Source organism: Flavitalea plasmicola (assembly GCF_030546645.1).
GTDB lineage: Bacteria > Bacteroidota > Bacteroidia > Chitinophagales > Chitinophagaceae > Puia.
This window is the reverse complement of record NZ_JAUOTO010000002.1, coordinates 987,808-1,007,291: the sequence shown is the minus strand read 5'-3', so window position 1 is coordinate 1,007,291 and position 19,484 is coordinate 987,808. Positions and strand designations below refer to the sequence as shown.

Genomic DNA, 19,484 nt, shown 5'->3' with positions numbered 1-19,484 from the left:
GACATCGTTTAGGTATTAGTAGGCGAATATACAAAACGAAAGGTCAGATTAATACGGGGATGGATAGGTTTTGCCGTCTTCGGTACCTGATGCTCCCAAAAATGTTGCATGGGGCCAGCCATCATCAGGAGGGATCCATGCGTCAACGGGATTTGTATTTTTTCAACATCCTTGCGGAATTTATGACGGATGTGAAATGGCCTGGTCTCGCCAAAGCTGACAGAAGCGATGGTGGGGTTGCGGCCAAATTCCTTTTCGTCATCGCTATGCCAGCTGACGCTGTCGTTCCCATTGCGATAAAGATTAAGCAGCACGCTGTTGAAGCTGGTATCCGTAGCCTTTTCCACTCTTTCCTTTATGAACAGCAGATCCGCATTCCAGGGATGGGGCTGCCATTTGGAGCCGGAAAAAGTATACGATGTCGCCGGATCACCATACCATGCCGTAAGGCGCGGGGTAGGATAGGTCTTACCGTACAATGTAATGGGTTCCTGCCGCCATTCGGTGATTTGGAGGAGCGAAGTATATAGCCTGTCTGCATCGTTTTTCAGAAAGAACCCTTCGTACAATGTCAACGCAGCATCGGGGAGATCGTACTGGACTGTGCGAGGCTTCGGAGTAGTAAAGAGGGACGTGTCGTCAAACAAGCTCATCACCAAAGTTACGACTTAATTTTTCTGCTCTTTTTTGATATGGAGCAACCGTGGATGACGGGCCAAAGACCGGTAACCCATTTCCCTGCTCATATCTCTGAAAGCTTCATTAACAGCATCGGAAATATCCGATGATCTTATTATCTTTTTTCTCCTGAAAAGGAAGAATACAGCCGTCAGCATCAATTTCATACTAATTCTTTTACTCCTGCAAGTACGGACAAAAAAAACAGCTGTCTTTGACAAGTCACCGGTCGGTGGCTCCGGATGCAGGAGTGGCGTACCTTATCCTATCAACGGAAGAAGTAATGTGAATAAGTTGCACCGGCAGGGTATTGCATATTTGGATAACGCCGAGTATCTTGTGCTCTCAGTTGATCCTCTTCCAGAGTCTATGCCCTTGAAATACCATGAGTTAATCCATTGTATTTCATTGTATAAAATAGACTCTATGATACACGCAAAAGAACTCCGCTACGGCAACAAGGTACAGACACAACACGGTGAGATCATCACAGTTCAGCAAATTCTCAGCAACACACTTGTATATGACACCCAGATAAAGGTGACACAGGAAATGGCCACGGTGGGCAAATCCTATAAGACGGCCTATACCACGCAGGTCATTGAAGTGGTAAAAGAACGCGAATTCCAGGAAATAGAACCCATTGAGCTAACGCCCAAAGTGCTGGAAAAATGTGGCTTCCGCAATTACGTCCGTGAGGAATGGATCCTTAAAGTCGGCGGAAGCTACATTGATTTCGAATTCAATCACGAAGGATTACGTCTTAAACAGCCTATCCCTTCTCATGTACGTCTCCGCTATCTTCATCAATTGCAGAACTTCCTGTTCTCAATGGCGGGACATGAGCTGGAGACAAACCTGGCCTGATAAGACACCTGCATCACTAACGTATGGTCAATAACCGATCTCTATAGTTGCTTGTATTATGTCTTTATTAGATATGTTGTATATCATGAAGTGTGCAACATCAGCCCTGGATACGCTCAGGCAGTTCTTAAGGAAGCTGTTGATCGAGAAACGATATTTGCCTGTAACGGGCTTGTCCGTTAGCCTTGGAGGGCGGATGATTGTCCAGTCAAGTCCGCTGATTTTTACCAGTCTTTCCATCTCCCTCTGATCGGCATACATGTGGCGCAATAGCTTTTGCAGAATGTATTTTGCGGCAAACCGGGCAAAGAAGGGCATTACAGGGCTTATCTCAATTGCAGAAGCGGAAATAAAATAGGCGCGTCGTATTCCTTTCTCTTTCATTAATCGCAGGAGATTGGCATTCCCCTGCGAATAGAGCGTGGTAGGTTTATCTCCCATCACGCCGCCCTTGACCCCCAGCGCAGAAATGACTGCGTCCTGGGGTCCTATCTTTTTTTCAAATGTTTCCGGGTGCATGACATCGCCCTGTATTATTTCCAGGTTAGGATGCGTAAGGGCCAGGTTGGCTGGCTGGCGTAATACCGCTGTCACGAGGTGTCCGGCCGCCAGGGCTATTTCCACTGACTGCCTGCCAATGCCGCCGTTGGCGCCGATGATGAGGATCTTATATTTTTCAGACATGGTTGTTAAGGACGAAAAATGCTTAGAATAAAGATGGAGAGGAAAAGTATCATTTGTATACTGTGGGCGACGGTCATCCTGCTTTTAAGCGCAAGGATACGGCCATTGTTATTGCCAGTGTTCTCAGACAGCAACAATTTAAGGTTCGCGCCATTTTTTCTCATGATGCCGGCGCCGTTGATCATCACCAGCACTACCAGGATCATTTTAACCCTGAACCACAACATACCGGTAACGGCTCCTTTAAGGACGATGACCATTCCTATGCCCGTGGAGATCAGCAGTGCTACGCCGATGCCTATCAGGGCCGGAAACAAGGCGGTGCCTTCCAGTATGGAGAGCGCCTTCGACTTATCGGATAGAAGGTATTTGTTCAGTCTCCGGTTGATGGAAAAATCCGCCAATACGGTACCTGCCATGGTGCTGAATCCCACGAGGTGTAATACGAGTAAAAGCTGTAATAATGTCTGCGAGGTCATAGATCTGTCTTTTTTAGGTGCTTCAATTTGTCCGGGTTCGTCTGTACGTATATATTCCTGATTGTTTGATCGTCTATTTCAAGCGAGACCAGGCTTTGGGGGGCATCCCCCGAATAGGAGATAATTGATGGCATGCCATTCGTAAAAATAAATTCCTGGCTGAAATCAGGCACGGACTGTCGGAACTTGGGAACAATGCTGAGAAGGAGCCTGCCGATGTTCTCTCTTCCCTGGATAGGCCTGGCAAATGCCGTGAGTCGCTGGCCCTGGACCTGGAAGGACCTCCCCCCGCCATCTGCAAAGAGGTGGATGTCTTCTTTCAACAGTTGGATGAGCTCTTCCATGCTCCCTTCGGAGATGGCCGCCATGAAGTTTTTGAGGATTTTTTCGTGCACCTTCATGTCTACTTCGAAACGCCGGGTGTCTTTTCCAAGATTGTCCTTTGCCCTTTTCAGGATCTGCCTGCAATTGTCGGGCGCCTTTTCGAAGATTTCCGCCAGCTCGTAATAATCATAGGAAAAGATCTCTTTCAGGAGAAATATGGCTCTCTCCTGCGGCGTCAGCCGCTCCATGAGGACCAGCATGCCAATGGACAAGGCGTGATAGGTCTCTATCTTGTTATGGGCTCTGTCCCGGCTGTAATCCTGCAAGGGTTCAGGCAACCATATCCCGACATATTTTTCCCTTTGTACCTTGGCGCTGCTGAGGTGATTGATGCATTTATTGGTGATCACCTTTACCAGGAATGCCTTGGTATGTTTCACTGCCTCTGCCTGGATCTCCATCCATTTCAGGTAAGTGTCCTGCACCATATCCTCTGCCTGGTCGATATTGCCAAGCATATTATAGGCTATAGAAAATAGTAAAGCCTTGTATTCCAGGAAAGTATCTGTTTTGTTGTCCATGTCTTAATATAAGACAATTTACCAGGCCGGATTGTGACATCCAATAAAGTATATTTATTTATCGTTTTTCATCTATGGATAGACTTTTAGAGGCGCTGTCAGGCTTTCCCGATGTTCTCATATGGATGATCTTTTTGCTGGAGAATATTTTGTTGACCTGTATGGTGCTTTATGCGGGTGGTCTCATCCTGCGGAGGTCAAACGGGGAAAGTTACCTATACACGAAGAGGGAATGGCTGATCTGTGGAGTGACGAATGTGTTGAATACGGTGGTGACCTATATGGGATTTTGGCTCTGGCAGCGTGGGCTCATCGGGATAAGGTTTGGCTTTAGCTGGATGGTCCTGGCGGACTTCCTGATCCTTTTTCTATCTATGGACCTGCTGATGTATTTATTTCACCTCATCATCCACAAGACTTTTCTTTATGGGATGATCCACCGGCTGCACCATGCGGCAACGGACCCTCAACCGATGGACCTTTTCATCCTGCATCCTGTCGAGACTGTTTCTTTTGGCGGCATGTGGCTGGTGTTGCTGATGTTGCATCCATTCAATATGTATGCGATCATTATTTATCTTACTGTCAACCTGGTGTTTGGATTGATAGGACACCTGGGGATGGAGCCATTGCCTGCCGGGTGGAGGGAAACGGAGCTTGTCCGTTGCCTGGGATCTTCCACCTTTCATCACGACCATCACCAGGATGTGGAGCATAATTTCGGGTTTTATACGACGGTTTGGGATAGGTTGTTTAGGACGCTGAAACGATAGATGAGTGTGGAGAAAGAATGACTATTTTTACCCAAAAAACACCGATCAACAACTTCCTGAAAATACTTAAAGCCATTTTTTCACGCCCGGCGGAAGATGCCTATCCGGCGGTGATGGAAGACAAACCGTCGCTTTTTACATTTGAAGAGGATGGGTTTGTGTATCCTTTTCAGTTGAGTCGCGCAAAGATAAAATGGGCGGAGATCGAAAGACTGGAAGGATACAAGCGGGAGAGGATGACGGTGGATGATATCTGCATGGACGTCACCTGGAATGGGTGGAAGGCGACTTTTGGTGAAGAGATGCCCGGCTGGAAAGAGTTGCAAAAAAAAGTAATGGAAATTTTTCCTGAAGTGCCTGCGGACTGGGAGGGGAAGATCCTGCGAACCCCCTTTGCGGTGACCTATACTGTGCTGTATGAACGGGCGGACAGGAAAATGCCCGCAGCGCCAAATTTCTATGCTGCGTTTGAAAACATAGACCTGGTAACACTGCAGGGAATATTGGAAGAGCGTGGCTGGAAGAGCCGGAAGGAAAGCGAGACGTGCACCGAGCTCATCAATTCCTGGACGGATTGGTGGCTGGAAGAAGACGGCTATGGACTGCGTTTACACGGAATGGTGGCCTGCCATCCGGACAATGTGGCTATACTTGAAGAGATCTTTGGCAGCCTGGAAGTCCCATACAAATACGAATTCAAATAAAACTTTCTTATCATGCGAGCAGGTGGCTACAGGATGGTGCATGCTCCTGGCCATCGTACATTTGGACCTCACAATACATAAAATGACAAGAACCTGCTGGATCATTTTTCTTTTTTGCCTGCCGGAATTTTCTTTTGCAGGTAAAGCCCCTTTGAAGGTGGTGGACCTCACCTGTGAATATAAAATGGCGCCATTGGGGATCGACTGTCCGCAGCCACGGCTGGGTTGGAAATATGAATGGGAGCCAATGCCGGATAGCCCAAAAATCCAGTCTGCCTACCAGGTGCTGGTAGCTTCCTCTCCGGCATTGCTGGAAGAAGGGAAGGCCGACGTGTGGAACAGCGGTCGCGTCCAGGGGAATGTCCATACCAATATTTATTACAAAGGGAAGGCGCTGACGTCAGGCGCCCGCTATTATTGGAAGGTAAGGATCTGGGATGGCAGGAATAGTGTAAGTAATTGGAGTAAGCGCTCTTATTGGGCGATGGGCCTCCTGGCTTCCGGCGATTGGAAGGCTGAGTGGGTGACGGACAGCAAGACTGCTGTAACCCAGGACAGCCTCTTATTCCAGGATAACCCGGCGCCTTTGTTCCGTAAGGACTTTACCGCAGTGAGGGAAGTCAGGAGAGCGATGTTATATATCACAGGCGTGGGTTATTATCAGGCCACGGTGAATGGCAAAAAGATAGGCGACCATTTTTTGGATCCCGGCTGGACGGATTATAGAAAAACGATACCCTATAATACATTCGATGTGACGGAAACGGTAAAGAAGGGGCGCAACTGTCTTGGCGTGGAATTGGGCAATGGCTGGTACAATCCCTTGCCGCTGCGGATGTGGGGTTCATTGGATATACGGAAGTTCCTGGCCGTCGGGGCGCCAGGGTTGGTTGCCAGGCTGGAGATCGTATACGTGGACGGCAGCCGCCAGGCGGTGGTGTCAGATCGCTCGTGGAAGGTGACGGATGGTCCTTTGAGAAGGAACAACAATTATATCGGGTCGACCTATGATGATCGTTATGCGATTCCCGGATGGGACCTGCCCGGTTTTAATGATGGCCAGTGGAGAAAGGTGACAGTGACGACGGGACCCGGTGGAGCGTTGGTTGCACAGCAACATCCGCCTGTTCGTGCTGGGGAAATGATACCTGCTACAGACATACGCCGGATAGGGACCGGTAAATACCTGGTCGACATGGGGCGTAATTTTGCCGGGATCGTGCGTCTGACGGCATCGGGTAAGAAGGGGACGAGGATCCGGCTGCGGTATGCAGAGCTGTTGAATCCTGATGGATCGTTGAATGTAATGACGAGCGTTGCAGGACAAATTAAGCGCAAGGGCGCTGGCGGTCCCGGTGCGCCAGATGTCGCCTGGCAGCAGGATGACCTTATCCTGGGAGACAGAGGCGTTGTGTTCGAGCCGGCTTTTACTTTTCATGGATTCCGGTATGTGGAGATCGATGGATATCCCGGGGAGCTCACAGGCGATATGATCCGGGGCATTCCGCTGTCATCGGATGTACGGCCGGTCGGAGGAATCGCTTTATCCGACAGTTTGTTCTCCCGGATACAAAAAATATCCATCCATACTTTTCTCAGCAATCTTTTCAGCGTCCAATCGGATTGTCCGCATCGGGAGAAACTGGGATATGGAGGCGATATCGTAGCGACCAGCGAGGCATTCATGGCCAACTTCGACATGCACGACTTTTATGCCAAGACGGTGAGGGATTTTGCGGATGACGCCCAGCCCGACGGCGCGCTGCCCGAGACGGCCCCTTATATAGGTATTTCCGACGAGGGTGTCACCCGCACCGCAGGCCCCATCGGATGGGGGACGGCGCTACCCATGTTGCTGAAACAGCTCTATCAATATTATGGCGACTCCGCGCTGATCGCAAAATATTATCCAAAGGCAAAAGGCTGGGTGGATTTCCTCCATGCGCATGCGGACGGTTTTATTATAAATAAAGGCATCGGGGACCATGAATCGCTGGACCCAAAGCAACTGGAGGTGACGGGTACGGCCTTTCTTTATTACAACACACAGTTATTGCAGCAACTGGCCCTGATCCTGGGCCTTGGGGAAGAGGCGGATCATTACGGACGGCTCGCACAGCAGGTGAAAGACGCCTTTATAAAGAAATTCTATGACCCGGCGACAGGAGCAGTGGGGATCCATACCCAGGCGACACAGTCGTTTGCGCTCTATTTTCATCTGCTGCCGCCCGGCGGGGAAGAGAAAGCGTTGAAGATGCTGGTGGAACAGATCCATGCAAAAAATGATCATGTCAGTACGGGGATCTTCGGTACCAAATACATGCTGGAAGTGCTTTCCGGGCATGGCCTCGGCGATCTGGCGTGTAAGATAGCCCTTCAGAAGGACTTTCCCGGCTGGGGCAACATGCTGGAAAAGGGCGCTACGACCTTGTGGGAGCATTGGGAATACAGTGACAATATCTATTCCCACAATCATCCCATGTTCGGCAGCATCAGCGGATGGTTCTACAAATACCTGGCGGGTATCAGGCCGGCGGAAGATGCGGCAGGATACGATAAGATCGTGCTGCAGCCGGGAGGTTTTGGACAGATCCCCGGGGCTGTCGCCCAATACGCTTCGCCACAGGGAACTGTCATGTCCGGATGGGTGAAGGACAAAAATACAGTGCATTATAAGGCGATCGTACCTGAAAATACTTCAGCTGTCATCCTGCTGCCGGACCGGGCGCCAATCCATGTGGGTCCCGGCTTCCACCGGTATGACATCGTACTGCCCCAATCGCAGGATTAAACGGGATTGCGTATTTTTATACCTATGATCGATGTATTCAATGACGGCCGGCTGGTGCTTTCCAGTGACGACGGGATCAAAATGATCTGTTATCGCCAGGACGAGGATACGGAAAAGGCACAGATGCTGCTGGAGGAACATCTTCTTTGTTTTATCCTGCAGGGACGTAAAACCGTGTGGCATCCCCACGGTAAACTGCAAATACAGCCGGGCGAAGGGTTCTTTCTTGCCAAGGGCAATTATCTCCGGGCGGAGAGAAAGATGGACCCCCAACTGGGCTATCAGTCCCTGGTGGTGCGGCTGTCGGACGCTTTCTTATTGTCCCTGGAAGACGCCTTTAGCAGCAGCCAACAGGCAGTGAGCCAGGTGTTCCACCTGCGGGAAGATGTCCTTGTGAAGGGACTGGTACATCAGCTGGTGCAATATTTCCAGGCGCCGGAAGAGAAAAAGCGGGTGGAGTCACTGCTGCTTTTGAAGATGCGCGAACTGTTCCTGTTGCTGCTATCAGCCGGCGCCAATAAAGGGTTCGATGCAGTGATCAAGGGCCTGCCCTCGCACAGAGCGCCTTCGATTGTCGCATTGATGGAAGCGCATTTCAGGGAAACGCTGGCCCTGGAGCAATGGGCTTTCCTGGCGGGATTGAGCCTGTCTTCCTTCAAAAGAAAGTTCGAAGCCACTTACCATATGCCCCCCCGTCGCTGGATCCAGCAGCGCAGGCTGGAAGAAGCCTATTACTTGCTGGGTAACCGGCGTATGAATGTCACGGAAGTCTGTTTTTCCGTTGGCTTCGAGAACCTGGCTCATTTTGTCCATGCCTTCAAAGAAAAATATCATATCACTCCCAAACAACGGCAGGTGACGGAGCCGGCGGCCATTTGATCTGCCGGCGATAGTTTTTGGACCGCCCACCAAATTGACTCTACCATACTGCATATAGCTTTGTAAAAAAAATATATGAAGAAAGCATGGATCATTACCCCGGCTATGATCATTTCTATGGCGCAGGCACAGCCGCCCGTGAAAGAGACCACCGGGTTCCATCATCCGGAGAGTGTTTATCAGTCAGGTAATAATTTATATGTAGCAGACATCGGCACGGCGATGACCCCTGTCGCAAAAGACGGGGATGGTTTCATCGGCAGGGTAGATTTGTCCACCGGCCAGCTGGCGGATGCGCATTTCCTGCCGATGTCCGGAAAGTTAAATGCGCCGAAAGGAATGGCCATGGACGGAAATACGCTGTATGTGGCTGACGTCGACAGGATCGTGGGCTTTGACGTCGTGTCCAGGCGACAGGTAGCAGAGATTGCTATCGAAGGGACCGGATTCTTAAATGACCTTGTCGCAGGGGACGGCATGTTGTATGCTTCGGCAACTGACAATGGGAAGGTGTATGCCATCGACCTGAAAACTTTCCGGTATGAAGCGCTCCCCGTAGACAGTATTGCGGGCGCCAATGGGCTGTATTATGCCGGTCATAAGCTTTATTGCGTGTCCATCGGCAACTGGAGCCATCCGGATGGGACGGTGTATATCATCGATGTCCGTAACCGCACGATGGAAAAACAGGGGGACTACAAGGGCATGCTGGATGGGGTAGCCGTTGTGGACAATACATTATACTTCTCCGACTGGGGGAAGGACCAGAAGGGATTGCTGTTGGCAATGAACCTTTCCACGAAAGGGGTGAAGGCGCTGCCCGGAGCGATCTCCGGACCGGCGGATTTTACCATCAGTAAGGACCGCAGGTATTTTATTATACCGGAGATGCTGCAGGGAAAAGTACTATACAGGCCGTTACCCTAATATCTTCGAGATAAAGTCCGAATGCAGGCTGATCTTCAAGAAAGCGGCCATGCCGAAGACGATGCCGAGCAGGCTCATGCCAGCGGCAAAATACAGCAGCCATTTCCGCTGCGTGAGGGCGCTGATGCCGAACATGGCGATGGAGATGGTCAGCAGGGCTTCCGTCATATCAAACTGGTCGTCGAAGAGGTTGATGTCGTCGTAATCTTTCTGGTAGCCTTCGGCCTGCGCCTTGATCTCGGTCTTTTCTTTTTCGTATTTGGCGATCTGCGACTCATATTTTTTGATGAGGGTATCGTTGCCGGGCGCCTTTTGGGATTTTAGGATCTCGAGGGTGTTTTCAGCAAGGGCCTGTTTGGTGCTTTTTGCCTGGAAATACGACCATGCGTCGATGGAATGGGCTTGTGCCTGGTCCATGGCCTGAACGATATTGCCGTCCTTCACGTTGCAGATGGCCATGAAGGTGGCGGTAATGGCCACGAAAAGGGCGACGAGGGCATTGATCTTGCTTTTACCTGCTTCTTCCAGTGGTTCCTGGATGACTTCTGTGATATCTGTCATATGGATGTTTTAAAATTTATAATACTAATTGGTTATAAAGCCGCTGCAAAGCGGCAGCCGGATCGCCGCAGAATCCGGGGTGCACTTTGGAGGTCTGCAGCACCGTACTGCGGGTGGCCGTGAGCCAGCGGAAGCGGGAGGCCGTGTCCAGGGTCCCGATAGGACCTCCCTCGTGGGTGCCCAGGGCGATTTGGCGAAAGGCTTCCAGGTGCTGTTGCAATTCCGGGATATCTATGCCGGGAAAAAGCGATGTGAGCTTCGCTTCATCCAGGGTGAAGAGGGTTTGCAGGAACTTTTGTTTCGGGCAATAAAGGATGATCCCGATATTCAGGAACTCTTCGCGCTCGACCCGGGGTACTACACGAAGGACGGCATATTCAAACAGGTCATTTCCGGGCATGGTGCGCTTCTTTTAAAAAGATGTGAGAATGGGTAAGGCGCGTCTCCAGGAATTGGATATACACCTGCCGGATGTCGTGGGCCGAAATGTCCAGGGACCATTTGGCCAGCCATTCATCGGGGATCAGTCCGACAACTTCGCTGATCTTTTCCGGGGTGAGGCGGGCGCGGAATTCGGCGTCGACCTCCTCCAGCCGGCTGGCGAAAGGCAGCAATACATGGTCCTTCACCTGCACGAATGGACGGACGGCCTGCTCTTTCCAGTTATCCCAGGAATGATGAAAATACAGTGCAGCGCCGTGATCGATGAGCCAAAGCTCTTTTTGGAACATCAGCATATTGGTATTGCGGGCCGTGCGGTCCACATTGGTCAGCAGGGAATCCAGCCAGACGATGCGGGAAGCCAGCAGGGGATCGACCGTATTGGCCACGGGGTCGAAGGTGATGGAGCCGGAGAGGTAATGCAAACCCAGGTTGAGACCTACGCTGGCTTTGAGAAGGTCCTGGATCTCCTCGTCGGGCTCGCTCCGGCCAAAGGCGGTGTCCAGCTGCGCAAAAACGATCTCCGGCACTTTTAAGCCCAGGGCGCGCGCCACTTCGCCCCCGATGAGCTCGGCGATCAACGACTTGATGCCTTGCCCCGCACCCCGGAACTTGAGCACGTAGAGAAAGCCATCGTCCGCCTCGGCGATGGCTGGAAGAGAGCCTCCTTCCCGAAGGGGGGTGACATAACGGGTCACATTGACGGTGCGGAGCAGTGTGAAAAGCGTTTCCATGACCGGGCAAAGATATTCGGAACGGGTGTAAATGCAGCAAATTTAGCGGTAACTTTGCCGCCCTATGGATTTTTTACATGTATTATTGGGAGGAGTGAAGTTTGTCCAGGCCAAAGGACGCAAGTTGGCCGTGGCAGGGGAGACGGGATCGGGAAAGACCACTTTGCTGAAGACCATCGCTGGCCTGGCGCAGCCGGACAAGGGAGAGGTGCTGTTTGAGGGGCGGCGGGTACTGGGTCCTGCTGAGCAGCTGATACCGGGCCATCCGGGTATCGCCTATCTTTCCCAGCAATTTGAATTACCGCAGCACCTGAGGGTAGAACAGGTATTGGAATATGCCAACGAATTACCGGTGGAAGATGCAAAAGTGTTGTTCAGGCTATGCAGGATCGATCATTTGATGAAGCGTAAGACCCATCAGCTGTCCGGCGGGGAAAGACAGCGGATCGCGCTGGCCAAATTGCTCATCGGATCGCCCCGCCTGCTGCTGCTGGATGAGCCTTTCAGCAACCTGGATATGATCCATAAGGAGATCCTGAAATTCGTGATACGGGACATCGGGCAAAGGCTGGATATCACCTGTATCCTGGTGTCGCATGATCCCCTCGATACATTGTCCTGGGCGGATGAGATCTTGATCATGAGGGAAGGGCGCATTGTCCAACAGGGAGCGCCGCAGGAAGTATACCTACGGCCTGAGACTGAATATGTGGCGGCCTTATTAGGTAAATACAACCTCCTGGTGGCGGGCAACGGCAAGCAATTGTTCGTCCGGCCGGAACATTTCAAGGTTGGAAAGAAAGCATTTCCAGGCGCATTGAGGGGAGTGATAAGGTCCATTACCTTCTGGGGTAGCTTTTATGAGATAGAGATCCTACAGGAGGCCGGATCCGTTCTCATCGCAAGGGTGGTGGAAAACGACCTGGCGGCCGGCGATGCCGTATTCATACTTCCACCGTGGGATGGAGTATGGTATCTGCCTGTTCTGGATCGGGGAGCGTGACCGCGGCCCGGATCCTGGAAAAATGGAGGAATGCGGCAGTATTCAGGATCATCATGATCACACCGAACATATACAGGCCCATGAACAGCCCGATGAAGAAATGAAGGGCCAGCACATTGAATAGCCAGAATTTCCTGGTCCTCTTTGGCCAGATGAAGATGGGATATAAGGTCTCGATCAGCAGCACCCACCAATTGACCGATCTTAATACCAGCGGGAATTTCGAAAGCCAAAGTAAGTTGAAATTCCCGTAGTTCGAATTGCCCAGGGTATACCATACGGCTTCTCCCATTCGCCAATCCACTCCCTGGAGCTTGGCGACACCCGAATTGAGATAGACGAGGCAGAGATGGATTTGAAGGGTCCGCCATATAAAGTTATTGAAGGCAGTGGCTTTACCGGAAGCCCTGCCGGGTACGAATATCAGATAGAACAAAGCAATATGGGTGAAAGTCTCTACGCCATACCCGAAGATCATGGATGTATTGCATAGCGTGAGGTGGAGGATAAAAGCCGTTACGACGGCCAGCCTCCGGCGCCAGCCAACAAGCATTGCAACGGCTGACAGGAAATACAGGATGGATATCAGCGTCAGGGTTTGGTCGGGGGTGATATGCAGGGGCTTTAACCAGCCGGCGACGGTGATCACCGAAGGAAGGAAGCCGATGCTGAATAGATCTTTGGAGATGAACCATTCGATATATCCTTCCTCCCCATAAATGTCGAACCAGCTGCGGTAAAGAAAGACGAACTGCAATAATATGAACAGGGCAGTGCCGATCCGCAGGAAGGAAAAGTTAAAGGAGCCGGCAGGCGTGAAAAAAAATGTTCCTATGGCATGCTTGATTTTCCGGATCATGGCTGATTAGTTTGCATGAAAAGTCAGGTCGGCGACCAACTCCTGCGGATTCCTTCCCCTGGCACGGAACTCCTGCATTTTCGGAAGTTTGGACGCGAAGATCCTGATATTGATATTTAAGGCATCCGGGTGCTGGTCCAGTATACGTGCGGCCCAGCTTTTGATCACGATGTCGGTGAGCTCATTGGGCATTTGCTGAATGCCCAGGAGACAGGAATGGAACCTCTTCTCCACTTCTTTATTGGGCAAAACGAAGGATGCGTCCGCCCAGCGACCGGTGGTGTCCTGGTACTTCATTTTGACGAAGTAGTCCGGAGATATGTTGGGAGAAAAGAAGCTGTAATCGGCCTGCATGACGGAGAATTGTGTGTAGGCTTCCGATACCAGTAATATTTTCCGCTGCTGTTTCAGCAAGGGGCTGAGCGCGGGAGATTCCCTGAATGCCTTCACCCCGATCAGCGAGAAATGCAGCACCATCACGCAAAGGCATATGATCTTTGTGGTCGTGGTCATGTTGATAGGTTTAGCCCCAACAGACCGGGGTCTGTTGGGGCTGGTGTTTTAACGCTGAGCGGCAAAGCTTTCCAGCTGCCGGTTGAACGCTGCAAGCTTTTCGGGATAAGCCTGGTCAAATTTCGATGTGAGTACTGTCTTTACGTAGTTGCTGATGGTGGTGACCACCTCGTTAATTGAATTGTTCGAGCCGGGCTTATGGTATGCTCCGACCGTGGTGAGGCTTCTGAAGCTGGCGGACCCTGCCTTGTCTACCTGTTTGCCATCGACGGTGTAGATCAGCGAATAGGTGGAAGGATCGGCGCCACTCAGGGTCGCCTTGAGCTTTTCAAAATCGTCCTTGCTGATGTTGGCTTCCCTGACATCCACTTTCATGGCATTGGCCCGTCCCATAATGGCTGTTTGTTCCAGCAGACTGTTGATGGCCGTTACTTTCTCCGGATACGCCTCGTTGAATTTGGAGGTGAGGACGGTCTTCACATAATTGCTGATCGTGGTCACGACCTCATTGATGGAGTTAAGGCTGCCAGGACTGTGGTAAATGGCCACGGTGGAGAGCCTGCTGAAGCTCGCGGAACCCATTTTGTCAACCACCCTGCCATTCACGATGTACTGGACGGAGTAGGTGGAAGGGTCGGCGCCTTTCAGCACGCCTTTCAGTTTGGCAAAGTCTTCTTTGGTGAATTTGGCGTCCTTGACGTCAAATGTCCTTCTTTGGGCGAAAAGTCCTGTTGAAACCACGGTAAGGCACAACGCGAGCATAAGACAATGGTTCTTTTTCATAAAAAACACAAGTTTTGAGTTAACACAATGTGAACATTTGTTGGTATTGCGCAGGCTGTCTTTATCGGAAATTAGCCATCCTGCGCAATAGCGCTAATGATGGGAGCTTCGGCGGAGCTGCTTCGACACGCTCCCTCTCGCTCGTAACCTTGCGGTTACAGCCAGTGAACCTGTGGTTCACTATTATTGCGCAGGCTGTCTTTGCCGGTACTAAGGTCTGAATAATAAAATGAGTGAATCGTCACGTAAAATAGCGCAGTGACAGGCGTAGATATAAGGGAAATGAGGGCTAAGGTAGCATTATTTTTTTTGCCAATCAATACCATTTAGTGGTATATTTATTAATTATTGAAAAGACATATTTGACGAATGAAAGCAACTTCCCTTAAAAAAGTTAACTGCGCCAATATCACGATCTTCGGCGCGAAAGGTGACCTGACGCATCGCAAGCTTATTCCCGCATTGTATAATTTGTATATCGAGAGCCACCTGCCGGCGCAATTCGCTATCTATTGCGTAGATGCCATTGGCATTGATGAGGCGGTATTCAAGAACGATCTGCTGACGGGTGTCAATTCCTTTAGCCGTAATGGCGTGGCAGATAAAAGCAGGTGGGATAGTTTTGCCGCGCATATATATTATATCCAGGGCGATTTTTTAAAAGAGGAGACCTATACGGGACTGAAGGCGATGATGGAGAGCTTTGATAAGCTGCATTCGATCAGGGCAACGCGGATGTTTTATTTTGCCACGGCTCCCCGTTTTATAGAGATCATCGCGGATGGGCTGAGCAAACATAAGCTGGCAGCCAAGCCGCTGCTGGACCGGATCATCGTTGAAAAGCCATTTGGTACGGACCTGGAAACAGCCCGAAAGCTCAATAAGTTCCTGGTCAAGCGATTCGCAGAAAAGCAGATTTACCGGATAGATCATTATTTAGGTAAGGAGACGGTGCAGAATATCATGGCTTTCCGCTTTGCCAACTATGTGTTCGAGCCGTTGTGGAATCGTCAGTACATCGATCATATACAGATCAGCCTCGCGGAGCAGGTAGGTGTGGGTAAACGAGGGGGTTATTATGACAGCAGCGGCGCTTTGCGGGATATGATCCAGAATCACCTGCTGCAATTGGTGTGCATCATTGCCATGGAATGCCCCAAGGCATATGAGGCGGAGCATATCCGGGATGCCAAAACGAAAGTTATGAAGAGCGTGAAGATGTATTCCTCCGACCAGATCTTTAAGAATGTCATTCGCGGACAATACACAGCCGGCGATATCGATGGTATTCACCGTGCGGGTTACAGGGAGGAGGAGCAGGTGGCGTCCGGCAGCAATACAGAGACGTTCACAGCGGCCAGGCTCTTCATCGACAACGAAAGGTGGAAGGGGGTGCCTTTCTTTCTGCGTACCGGTAAATCAATGCCAAAACAATCTTCCGTCATCGTCATCCAATTCAAGGATTCTCCTCATAAGATCTTCAGAGACGACGTTGTGCCTAACCGGCTTATCATCAGCATACAGCCGGAACTGGAGATCAGCCTGCTTTTCGAGAGCAAGGTACCCGGCCTGGAAATGAAGCTGTTCCCGGTGGAGATGGATTTTATGTACCAGGATGCTTATACGGCCAACCTGCCGGAGGCCTATGAAGCATTGTTGCTGGATGTGCTGGAAGGGGATGCTACGCTCTTCATGCGGGCCGACCAGGTAGAGGCTGCCTGGAAGGTGGTGATGCCGATATTGGACGCCTGGAAGAAATATCCATCCAAGCAGCTGCATTTATACAAATCGGGCACCTGGGGCCCGGCGGCAGCCGACGCCCTGTTGAAGCCCTATGCCAAAGAATGGTTCAGACTGCCGGAAAGAAGCGTACATGCATAGGCGCGCCATCATATTATCGGTTTTTTTAGTTGGTATTACGATCGCTAGGGCACAAGCGCCTTTTAAGGTCATCGCATTCTATACCGCCCGGGAGGATAAGGCGCATATCAGCTTTGTACATGAGGCGAACCGGTGGTTCCCGGAGATGGCAAAGAAATATGGGTTTGTTTATGATTCCACGAATGACTGGAGTAACATGAACGACGGCTTCCTGGCCCGTTACCAGGTGGTAGTGTTCCTGGATACCCGGCCGGACGATCCGCAGCAAAGGGCCGCGTTCGAGCGGTACATGAAGCAGGGCGGTGGATGGATGGGATTCCATTTTGCCGCTTTTGCACTCACGCCTTCAGACTTCCCGCAGAATTGGGACTGGTATCACAATGAATTTCTCGGCTCCGGCAGCTATGTCAGCAATACCTGGCATCCTACTTCGGCTGTGCTTAGGGTGGAGGATCCGGGCCACCCCGCGGTGAGGCATTTGCCTTTGACATTCTCTTCGGCGCCTAACGAATGGTACCGGTGGTCGAACGATTTACGCATCAATCCGGACATCCGCATCCTTTTATCTATCGACTCTTCCAGCTTTCCCCTGGGCACCGGTCCGAAGCCACATGAGATCTGGCACAGCGGCTATTATCCGGTGGCCTGGACCAATAAGAAATATCGGATGATCTATTTCAATATGGGGCATAACGACATCGATTACGACAACAAGACGGATAAAGAGCTGTCTTTTACGTTGAAGAACGAGATGGAGGAAAAGCTGATCATAGATGCGCTGCTGTGGTTGGGGCGTCCATAAGCATACGCCTTACAGAAAAGCAGGCATCGTGTCATGCAGTGGAGTGCATTTTTATCACCAGCCCGATCTGGCCGAGATGATACATGTCATGGTGGATCAGGCCTTCCGAATAATACAGGTAGCTGTGCCGCTCTTTCTCGTCCACCTGTTCCAGGAAGTCATCCTCTTGCTGGTCCAGGAATCTTATGATGTCCTGTTGGCTTTTATAAAATTTTTCCTTTAATGTATCCCATCCTTCCTGCCGGAGCGTGTCATTGTCCTTCCAGTTGGCCGGACTGTCCATGGTGATGGTCCTCGGTCCGCCTTTCAGGACGGAAAGGATGGAAATACGCCATTCCAGCAGATGGGACAACAGCTCAGCCACGCTGTGAACGGAGGGGAGGGGCCGCGTGAAAGCCTGCTCTTCGCTGAGGCCGGACAATTTTTTAGAAAAGGTCTCGTCTATCCAGGGTTCGCCGTCGATGGCCTCGGATAGCTGCCGGGTAAGGTTATGGATAGTGTTGTTCATATGGAAATTTACAAATTTTTTACTGCAGAACGAACCGTCTTATCTTCGCGGGATATGAACGACCTTAAGCAACAGGCCGCCCTGGCGGCCGTAAAACTCATCAGGGAGAAAAGCACAGTCGGTTTCGGGGCGGGAAGCACCATTGCCTACCTGGTGCAAGCCATCAAAGAGCAGCCGGCCCTGGCCGGATCGATCACTGCGGTGACGTCTTCTTTTAATACAAAGTTGCTTTTGCTGCAGTCGGGGTTTGTCGTAAAAGAGATGGAGGACCTGGAGGAGATAGATCTGTATTTCGACGGATGCGACCAATTCGACAGCCGGCTGAATGCGCTCAAAAGCGGTGGGGGGATCCACACGAGGGAAAAGATACTTGCATCCATGGCCCGTGAGTTCATCCTCATAGGAGATGAGTCGAAGTACGCAGAACAGCTGGATGGGAAATACCCATTGGTAGTGGAAGTGATCCCTGACGCGCTGGCCTTTGTCATGCACCGCCTGCAACAGACGCTGCATCCCTCGGAGTGCCGGATCAGGCTCAGTGACAGGAAGGATGGCGCCGTCATCACGGAGAATGGCAACTATCTCCTGGATTGCAGGTGGTCAGTCTTTCCGGACCCGGCAATGGTGAATGACAAAGTGATCAGGATACCCGGTGTGCTGGAACATTCCCTATTTTTCAATATTGCCCGCCTGGGTATCGTTGCAGGCGCGGGAGGAATTAAAATTGTACGTTGATATGCGCTCAGAAAAGGTAGTATTGATGCTGGGGGCCAATTCGGATGTCGCGAAGGCGGCCATCCAGCAATATGTTGATAAGGGCATGCGTGTCGTCGCCGCATCCAGGAATACGGAGGAGCTGCGAAGTTTTGTCAGCCGTAGCGTATCCGAACCTGAAAAAGTAACCATCCTTTATTTCGATGCGGTGGCTTTTGACGATCATCGCCGGTTTTATGACAGCCTGCCGGAGAAGCCGCACATCGTCGTCTACGCCGCAGGATTTCTCAGGGAGAATGTGAAGGCGATGCGTGACTGGGCGGGCGCCTACCAGATGATGAACGTACATTATGCGGGGGCCGTCTCTATCCTGAATATCATCGTGACGGATGAGAACAACCCGCGGTTGGAAAGGATCATCGGTCTCTCCTCGCTATCGGGGGTACGGGGGAGAAAAAGTAATTTCATATACGGTAGCACAAAGTCCGCTTTTACACAGTACCTGGCGGGTCTGCGTCAGTTCCTTTTTCAGCGGGGCGTGAAGGTGAACGTGATCGTGGCGGGTTATATCCGGAGCAAAATGACGGCGGGGCTGGGTCTGCCGGAGTCGCTGATGCTGGAGCCTTCCTATATTGCCCGGGCGGTGGTTGAGGCAGGAGGGCGCTTTACGATCGTACCTGGCCTCAAGTGGAAGATGATCTATTGGATCCTCCGGCTGTCACCGGAGCAGTTGGTGGCCAGGCTTCCCTAGGGACGCTGTTATTCGTCCTTCAGGTATTTAAAAACATTCTTTTTGTACGCTTCCAGGTCATCCAGGTTGGTGAATTCTTCGAATTTGTAATGTTCGCCTGAAGGCTGTACTCTTTCCAGCACTACTTTCCCTCCGCCGACCAGCACGCTGCGGGCCCTGCGAAACACCTGCCCGAGACTGGCAGTGTCGTTGAGGGTCTGCCACTCTTCGATATTATTGACGGCGATGATCAGGTCTTCCATAATGC

At 51.1% G+C, this 19,484-nt stretch carries 24 protein-coding genes; 11 read left to right on the top strand and 13 right to left on the bottom strand.

All coding sequences use genetic code 11. The annotated features are described in order from the left end of the window. Positions 1 to 8 precede the first annotated feature (8 nt). On the bottom strand, positions 9 to 653 hold the full coding sequence (locus Q4E93_RS09280) for an alpha-ketoglutarate-dependent dioxygenase AlkB family protein (protein WP_303584540.1): 645 nt from the start codon (positions 651 to 653) through the stop codon (positions 9 to 11). 15 nt (positions 654 to 668) lie between these two features. Beyond that, entirely contained in the window at positions 669 to 845 is a 177-nt protein-coding gene (locus tag Q4E93_RS09275; protein WP_303584538.1) for a hypothetical protein, read from the bottom strand. Positions 846 to 1,104: 259 nt separating this feature from the next. Here Q4E93_RS09275 and Q4E93_RS09270 point away from each other — a divergent pair, with 259 nt between their 5' ends. After that, positions 1,105 to 1,545 carry a hypothetical protein gene (locus Q4E93_RS09270; RefSeq protein WP_303584536.1) on the top strand — a complete coding sequence of 147 codons (441 nt, stop codon included), beginning with the start codon at positions 1,105 to 1,107 and terminating at the stop codon, positions 1,543 to 1,545. 27 nt (positions 1,546 to 1,572) lie between these two features. Here Q4E93_RS09270 and Q4E93_RS09265 read toward each other — a convergent pair whose 3' ends face one another. The 3 genes from Q4E93_RS09265 to sigJ are packed head-to-tail and all read right to left on the bottom strand — an operon-like array spanning position 1,573 to position 3,613. Further along, entirely contained in the window at positions 1,573 to 2,229 is a 657-nt protein-coding gene (locus Q4E93_RS09265; RefSeq protein WP_303584534.1) for an NAD(P)-dependent oxidoreductase, read from the bottom strand. Between the two features lie 5 nt (positions 2,230 to 2,234). Then, positions 2,235 to 2,708: a hypothetical protein gene (locus tag Q4E93_RS09260; RefSeq protein WP_303584532.1), complete on the bottom strand. Its 474-nt coding sequence runs from the start codon at positions 2,706 to 2,708 to the stop codon at positions 2,235 to 2,237. After that, positions 2,705 to 3,613, bottom strand: coding sequence for an RNA polymerase sigma factor SigJ (sigJ, locus tag Q4E93_RS09255; protein WP_303584530.1), 909 nt, complete (start codon positions 3,611 to 3,613; stop codon positions 2,705 to 2,707). Before sigJ ends, Q4E93_RS09260 begins: the two co-directional genes overlap by 4 nt. Positions 3,614 to 3,687: 74 nt before the next feature. Between sigJ and Q4E93_RS09250 the strand changes: the two genes are divergently transcribed. The 5 genes from Q4E93_RS09250 (at position 3,688) to Q4E93_RS09230 (ending at position 9,687) form a co-directional block, all read left to right on the top strand. Further along, positions 3,688 to 4,386, top strand: coding sequence for a sterol desaturase family protein (locus tag Q4E93_RS09250; protein WP_303584528.1), 699 nt, complete (start codon positions 3,688 to 3,690; stop codon positions 4,384 to 4,386). A gap of 17 nt (positions 4,387 to 4,403) precedes the next feature. Beyond that, on the top strand, positions 4,404 to 5,090 hold the full coding sequence (locus Q4E93_RS09245; protein ID WP_303584526.1) for a hypothetical protein: 687 nt from the start codon (positions 4,404 to 4,406) through the stop codon (positions 5,088 to 5,090). Between the two features lie 82 nt (positions 5,091 to 5,172). Further along, positions 5,173 to 7,881 carry a family 78 glycoside hydrolase catalytic domain gene (locus tag Q4E93_RS09240; RefSeq protein ID WP_303584525.1) on the top strand — a complete coding sequence of 903 codons (2,709 nt, stop codon included), beginning with the start codon at positions 5,173 to 5,175 and terminating at the stop codon, positions 7,879 to 7,881. A gap of 24 nt (positions 7,882 to 7,905) precedes the next feature. Continuing rightward, on the top strand, positions 7,906 to 8,760 hold the full coding sequence (locus tag Q4E93_RS09235; protein ID WP_303584523.1) for a helix-turn-helix transcriptional regulator: 855 nt from the start codon (positions 7,906 to 7,908) through the stop codon (positions 8,758 to 8,760). Between the two features lie 75 nt (positions 8,761 to 8,835). Continuing rightward, positions 8,836 to 9,687 carry a YncE family protein gene (locus Q4E93_RS09230; RefSeq protein WP_303584521.1) on the top strand — a complete coding sequence of 284 codons (852 nt, stop codon included), beginning with the start codon at positions 8,836 to 8,838 and terminating at the stop codon, positions 9,685 to 9,687. Here Q4E93_RS09230 and Q4E93_RS09225 read toward each other — a convergent pair. Genes Q4E93_RS09225 through Q4E93_RS09215 form a run of 3 tightly spaced genes read right to left on the bottom strand, consistent with a single transcriptional unit; the run spans position 9,679 to position 11,423 of the window. Further along, positions 9,679 to 10,248, bottom strand: coding sequence for a DUF4337 domain-containing protein (locus tag Q4E93_RS09225; RefSeq protein ID WP_303584519.1), 570 nt, complete (start codon positions 10,246 to 10,248; stop codon positions 9,679 to 9,681). The two genes, Q4E93_RS09230 and Q4E93_RS09225, sit on opposite strands and share 9 nt — an antisense overlap. A gap of 16 nt (positions 10,249 to 10,264) precedes the next feature. Continuing rightward, positions 10,265 to 10,648, bottom strand: a complete 384-nt coding sequence (locus tag Q4E93_RS09220) for a DUF3037 domain-containing protein (RefSeq protein ID WP_303584517.1) — start codon at positions 10,646 to 10,648, stop codon at positions 10,265 to 10,267. Then, on the bottom strand, positions 10,635 to 11,423 hold the full coding sequence (locus Q4E93_RS09215) for a HipA family kinase (RefSeq protein ID WP_303584515.1): 789 nt from the start codon (positions 11,421 to 11,423) through the stop codon (positions 10,635 to 10,637). Before Q4E93_RS09215 ends, Q4E93_RS09220 begins: the two co-directional genes overlap by 14 nt. Positions 11,424 to 11,487: 64 nt before the next feature. Here Q4E93_RS09215 and Q4E93_RS09210 point away from each other — a divergent pair, with 64 nt between their 5' ends. After that, positions 11,488 to 12,426, top strand: coding sequence for an ABC transporter ATP-binding protein (locus tag Q4E93_RS09210; RefSeq protein WP_303584513.1), 939 nt, complete (start codon positions 11,488 to 11,490; stop codon positions 12,424 to 12,426). Here the strand turns inward: Q4E93_RS09210 and Q4E93_RS09205 are convergent. Genes Q4E93_RS09205 through Q4E93_RS09195 form a run of 3 tightly spaced genes read right to left on the bottom strand, consistent with a single transcriptional unit; the run spans position 12,368 to position 14,581 of the window. Beyond that, positions 12,368 to 13,285 carry an HTTM domain-containing protein gene (locus Q4E93_RS09205; protein WP_303584512.1) on the bottom strand — a complete coding sequence of 306 codons (918 nt, stop codon included), beginning with the start codon at positions 13,283 to 13,285 and terminating at the stop codon, positions 12,368 to 12,370. The genes Q4E93_RS09210 and Q4E93_RS09205 overlap by 59 nt on opposite strands. Positions 13,286 to 13,291: 6 nt before the next feature. Continuing rightward, the gene (locus Q4E93_RS09200; RefSeq protein ID WP_303584510.1) at positions 13,292 to 13,798 is read right to left on the bottom strand and encodes a hypothetical protein; all 507 of its coding nucleotides are present in this window, start codon (positions 13,796 to 13,798) and stop codon (positions 13,292 to 13,294) included. 48 nt (positions 13,799 to 13,846) lie between these two features. Continuing rightward, positions 13,847 to 14,581: a hypothetical protein gene (locus tag Q4E93_RS09195; protein ID WP_303584508.1), complete on the bottom strand. Its 735-nt coding sequence runs from the start codon at positions 14,579 to 14,581 to the stop codon at positions 13,847 to 13,849. 369 nt (positions 14,582 to 14,950) lie between these two features. On the opposite strand from Q4E93_RS09195, the gene zwf reads away from it, so the two are divergent. Next, entirely contained in the window at positions 14,951 to 16,462 is a 1,512-nt protein-coding gene (gene zwf, locus Q4E93_RS09190) for a glucose-6-phosphate dehydrogenase (RefSeq protein WP_303584506.1), read from the top strand. After that, a complete protein-coding gene (locus tag Q4E93_RS09185) occupies positions 16,455 to 17,264 on the top strand; it encodes a ThuA domain-containing protein (RefSeq protein WP_303584505.1) in 810 nt (269 codons plus the stop codon). The genes zwf and Q4E93_RS09185 overlap by 8 nt, the downstream gene beginning before the upstream one ends. 31 nt (positions 17,265 to 17,295) lie before the next feature. Here the strand turns inward: Q4E93_RS09185 and Q4E93_RS09180 are convergent, their stop codons facing one another. Beyond that, on the bottom strand, positions 17,296 to 17,772 hold the full coding sequence (locus Q4E93_RS09180; RefSeq protein WP_303584503.1) for a DinB family protein: 477 nt from the start codon (positions 17,770 to 17,772) through the stop codon (positions 17,296 to 17,298). 54 nt (positions 17,773 to 17,826) lie between these two features. Here Q4E93_RS09180 and rpiA point away from each other — a divergent pair, with 54 nt between their 5' ends. Together rpiA and Q4E93_RS09170 are read left to right on the top strand one after the other, a co-directional pair. After that, on the top strand, positions 17,827 to 18,507 hold the full coding sequence (rpiA, locus tag Q4E93_RS09175) for a ribose 5-phosphate isomerase A (protein ID WP_303584502.1): 681 nt from the start codon (positions 17,827 to 17,829) through the stop codon (positions 18,505 to 18,507). Between the two features lies 1 nt (position 18,508). Beyond that, positions 18,509 to 19,237, top strand: coding sequence for an SDR family NAD(P)-dependent oxidoreductase (locus tag Q4E93_RS09170; protein WP_303584500.1), 729 nt, complete (start codon positions 18,509 to 18,511; stop codon positions 19,235 to 19,237). Positions 19,238 to 19,245: 8 nt separating this feature from the next. On the opposite strand, the gene Q4E93_RS09165 is transcribed toward Q4E93_RS09170, so the two are convergent. Further along, a complete protein-coding gene (locus Q4E93_RS09165) occupies positions 19,246 to 19,479 on the bottom strand; it encodes a hypothetical protein (RefSeq protein WP_303584498.1) in 234 nt (77 codons plus the stop codon). Positions 19,480 to 19,484: the final 5 nt, after the last annotated feature.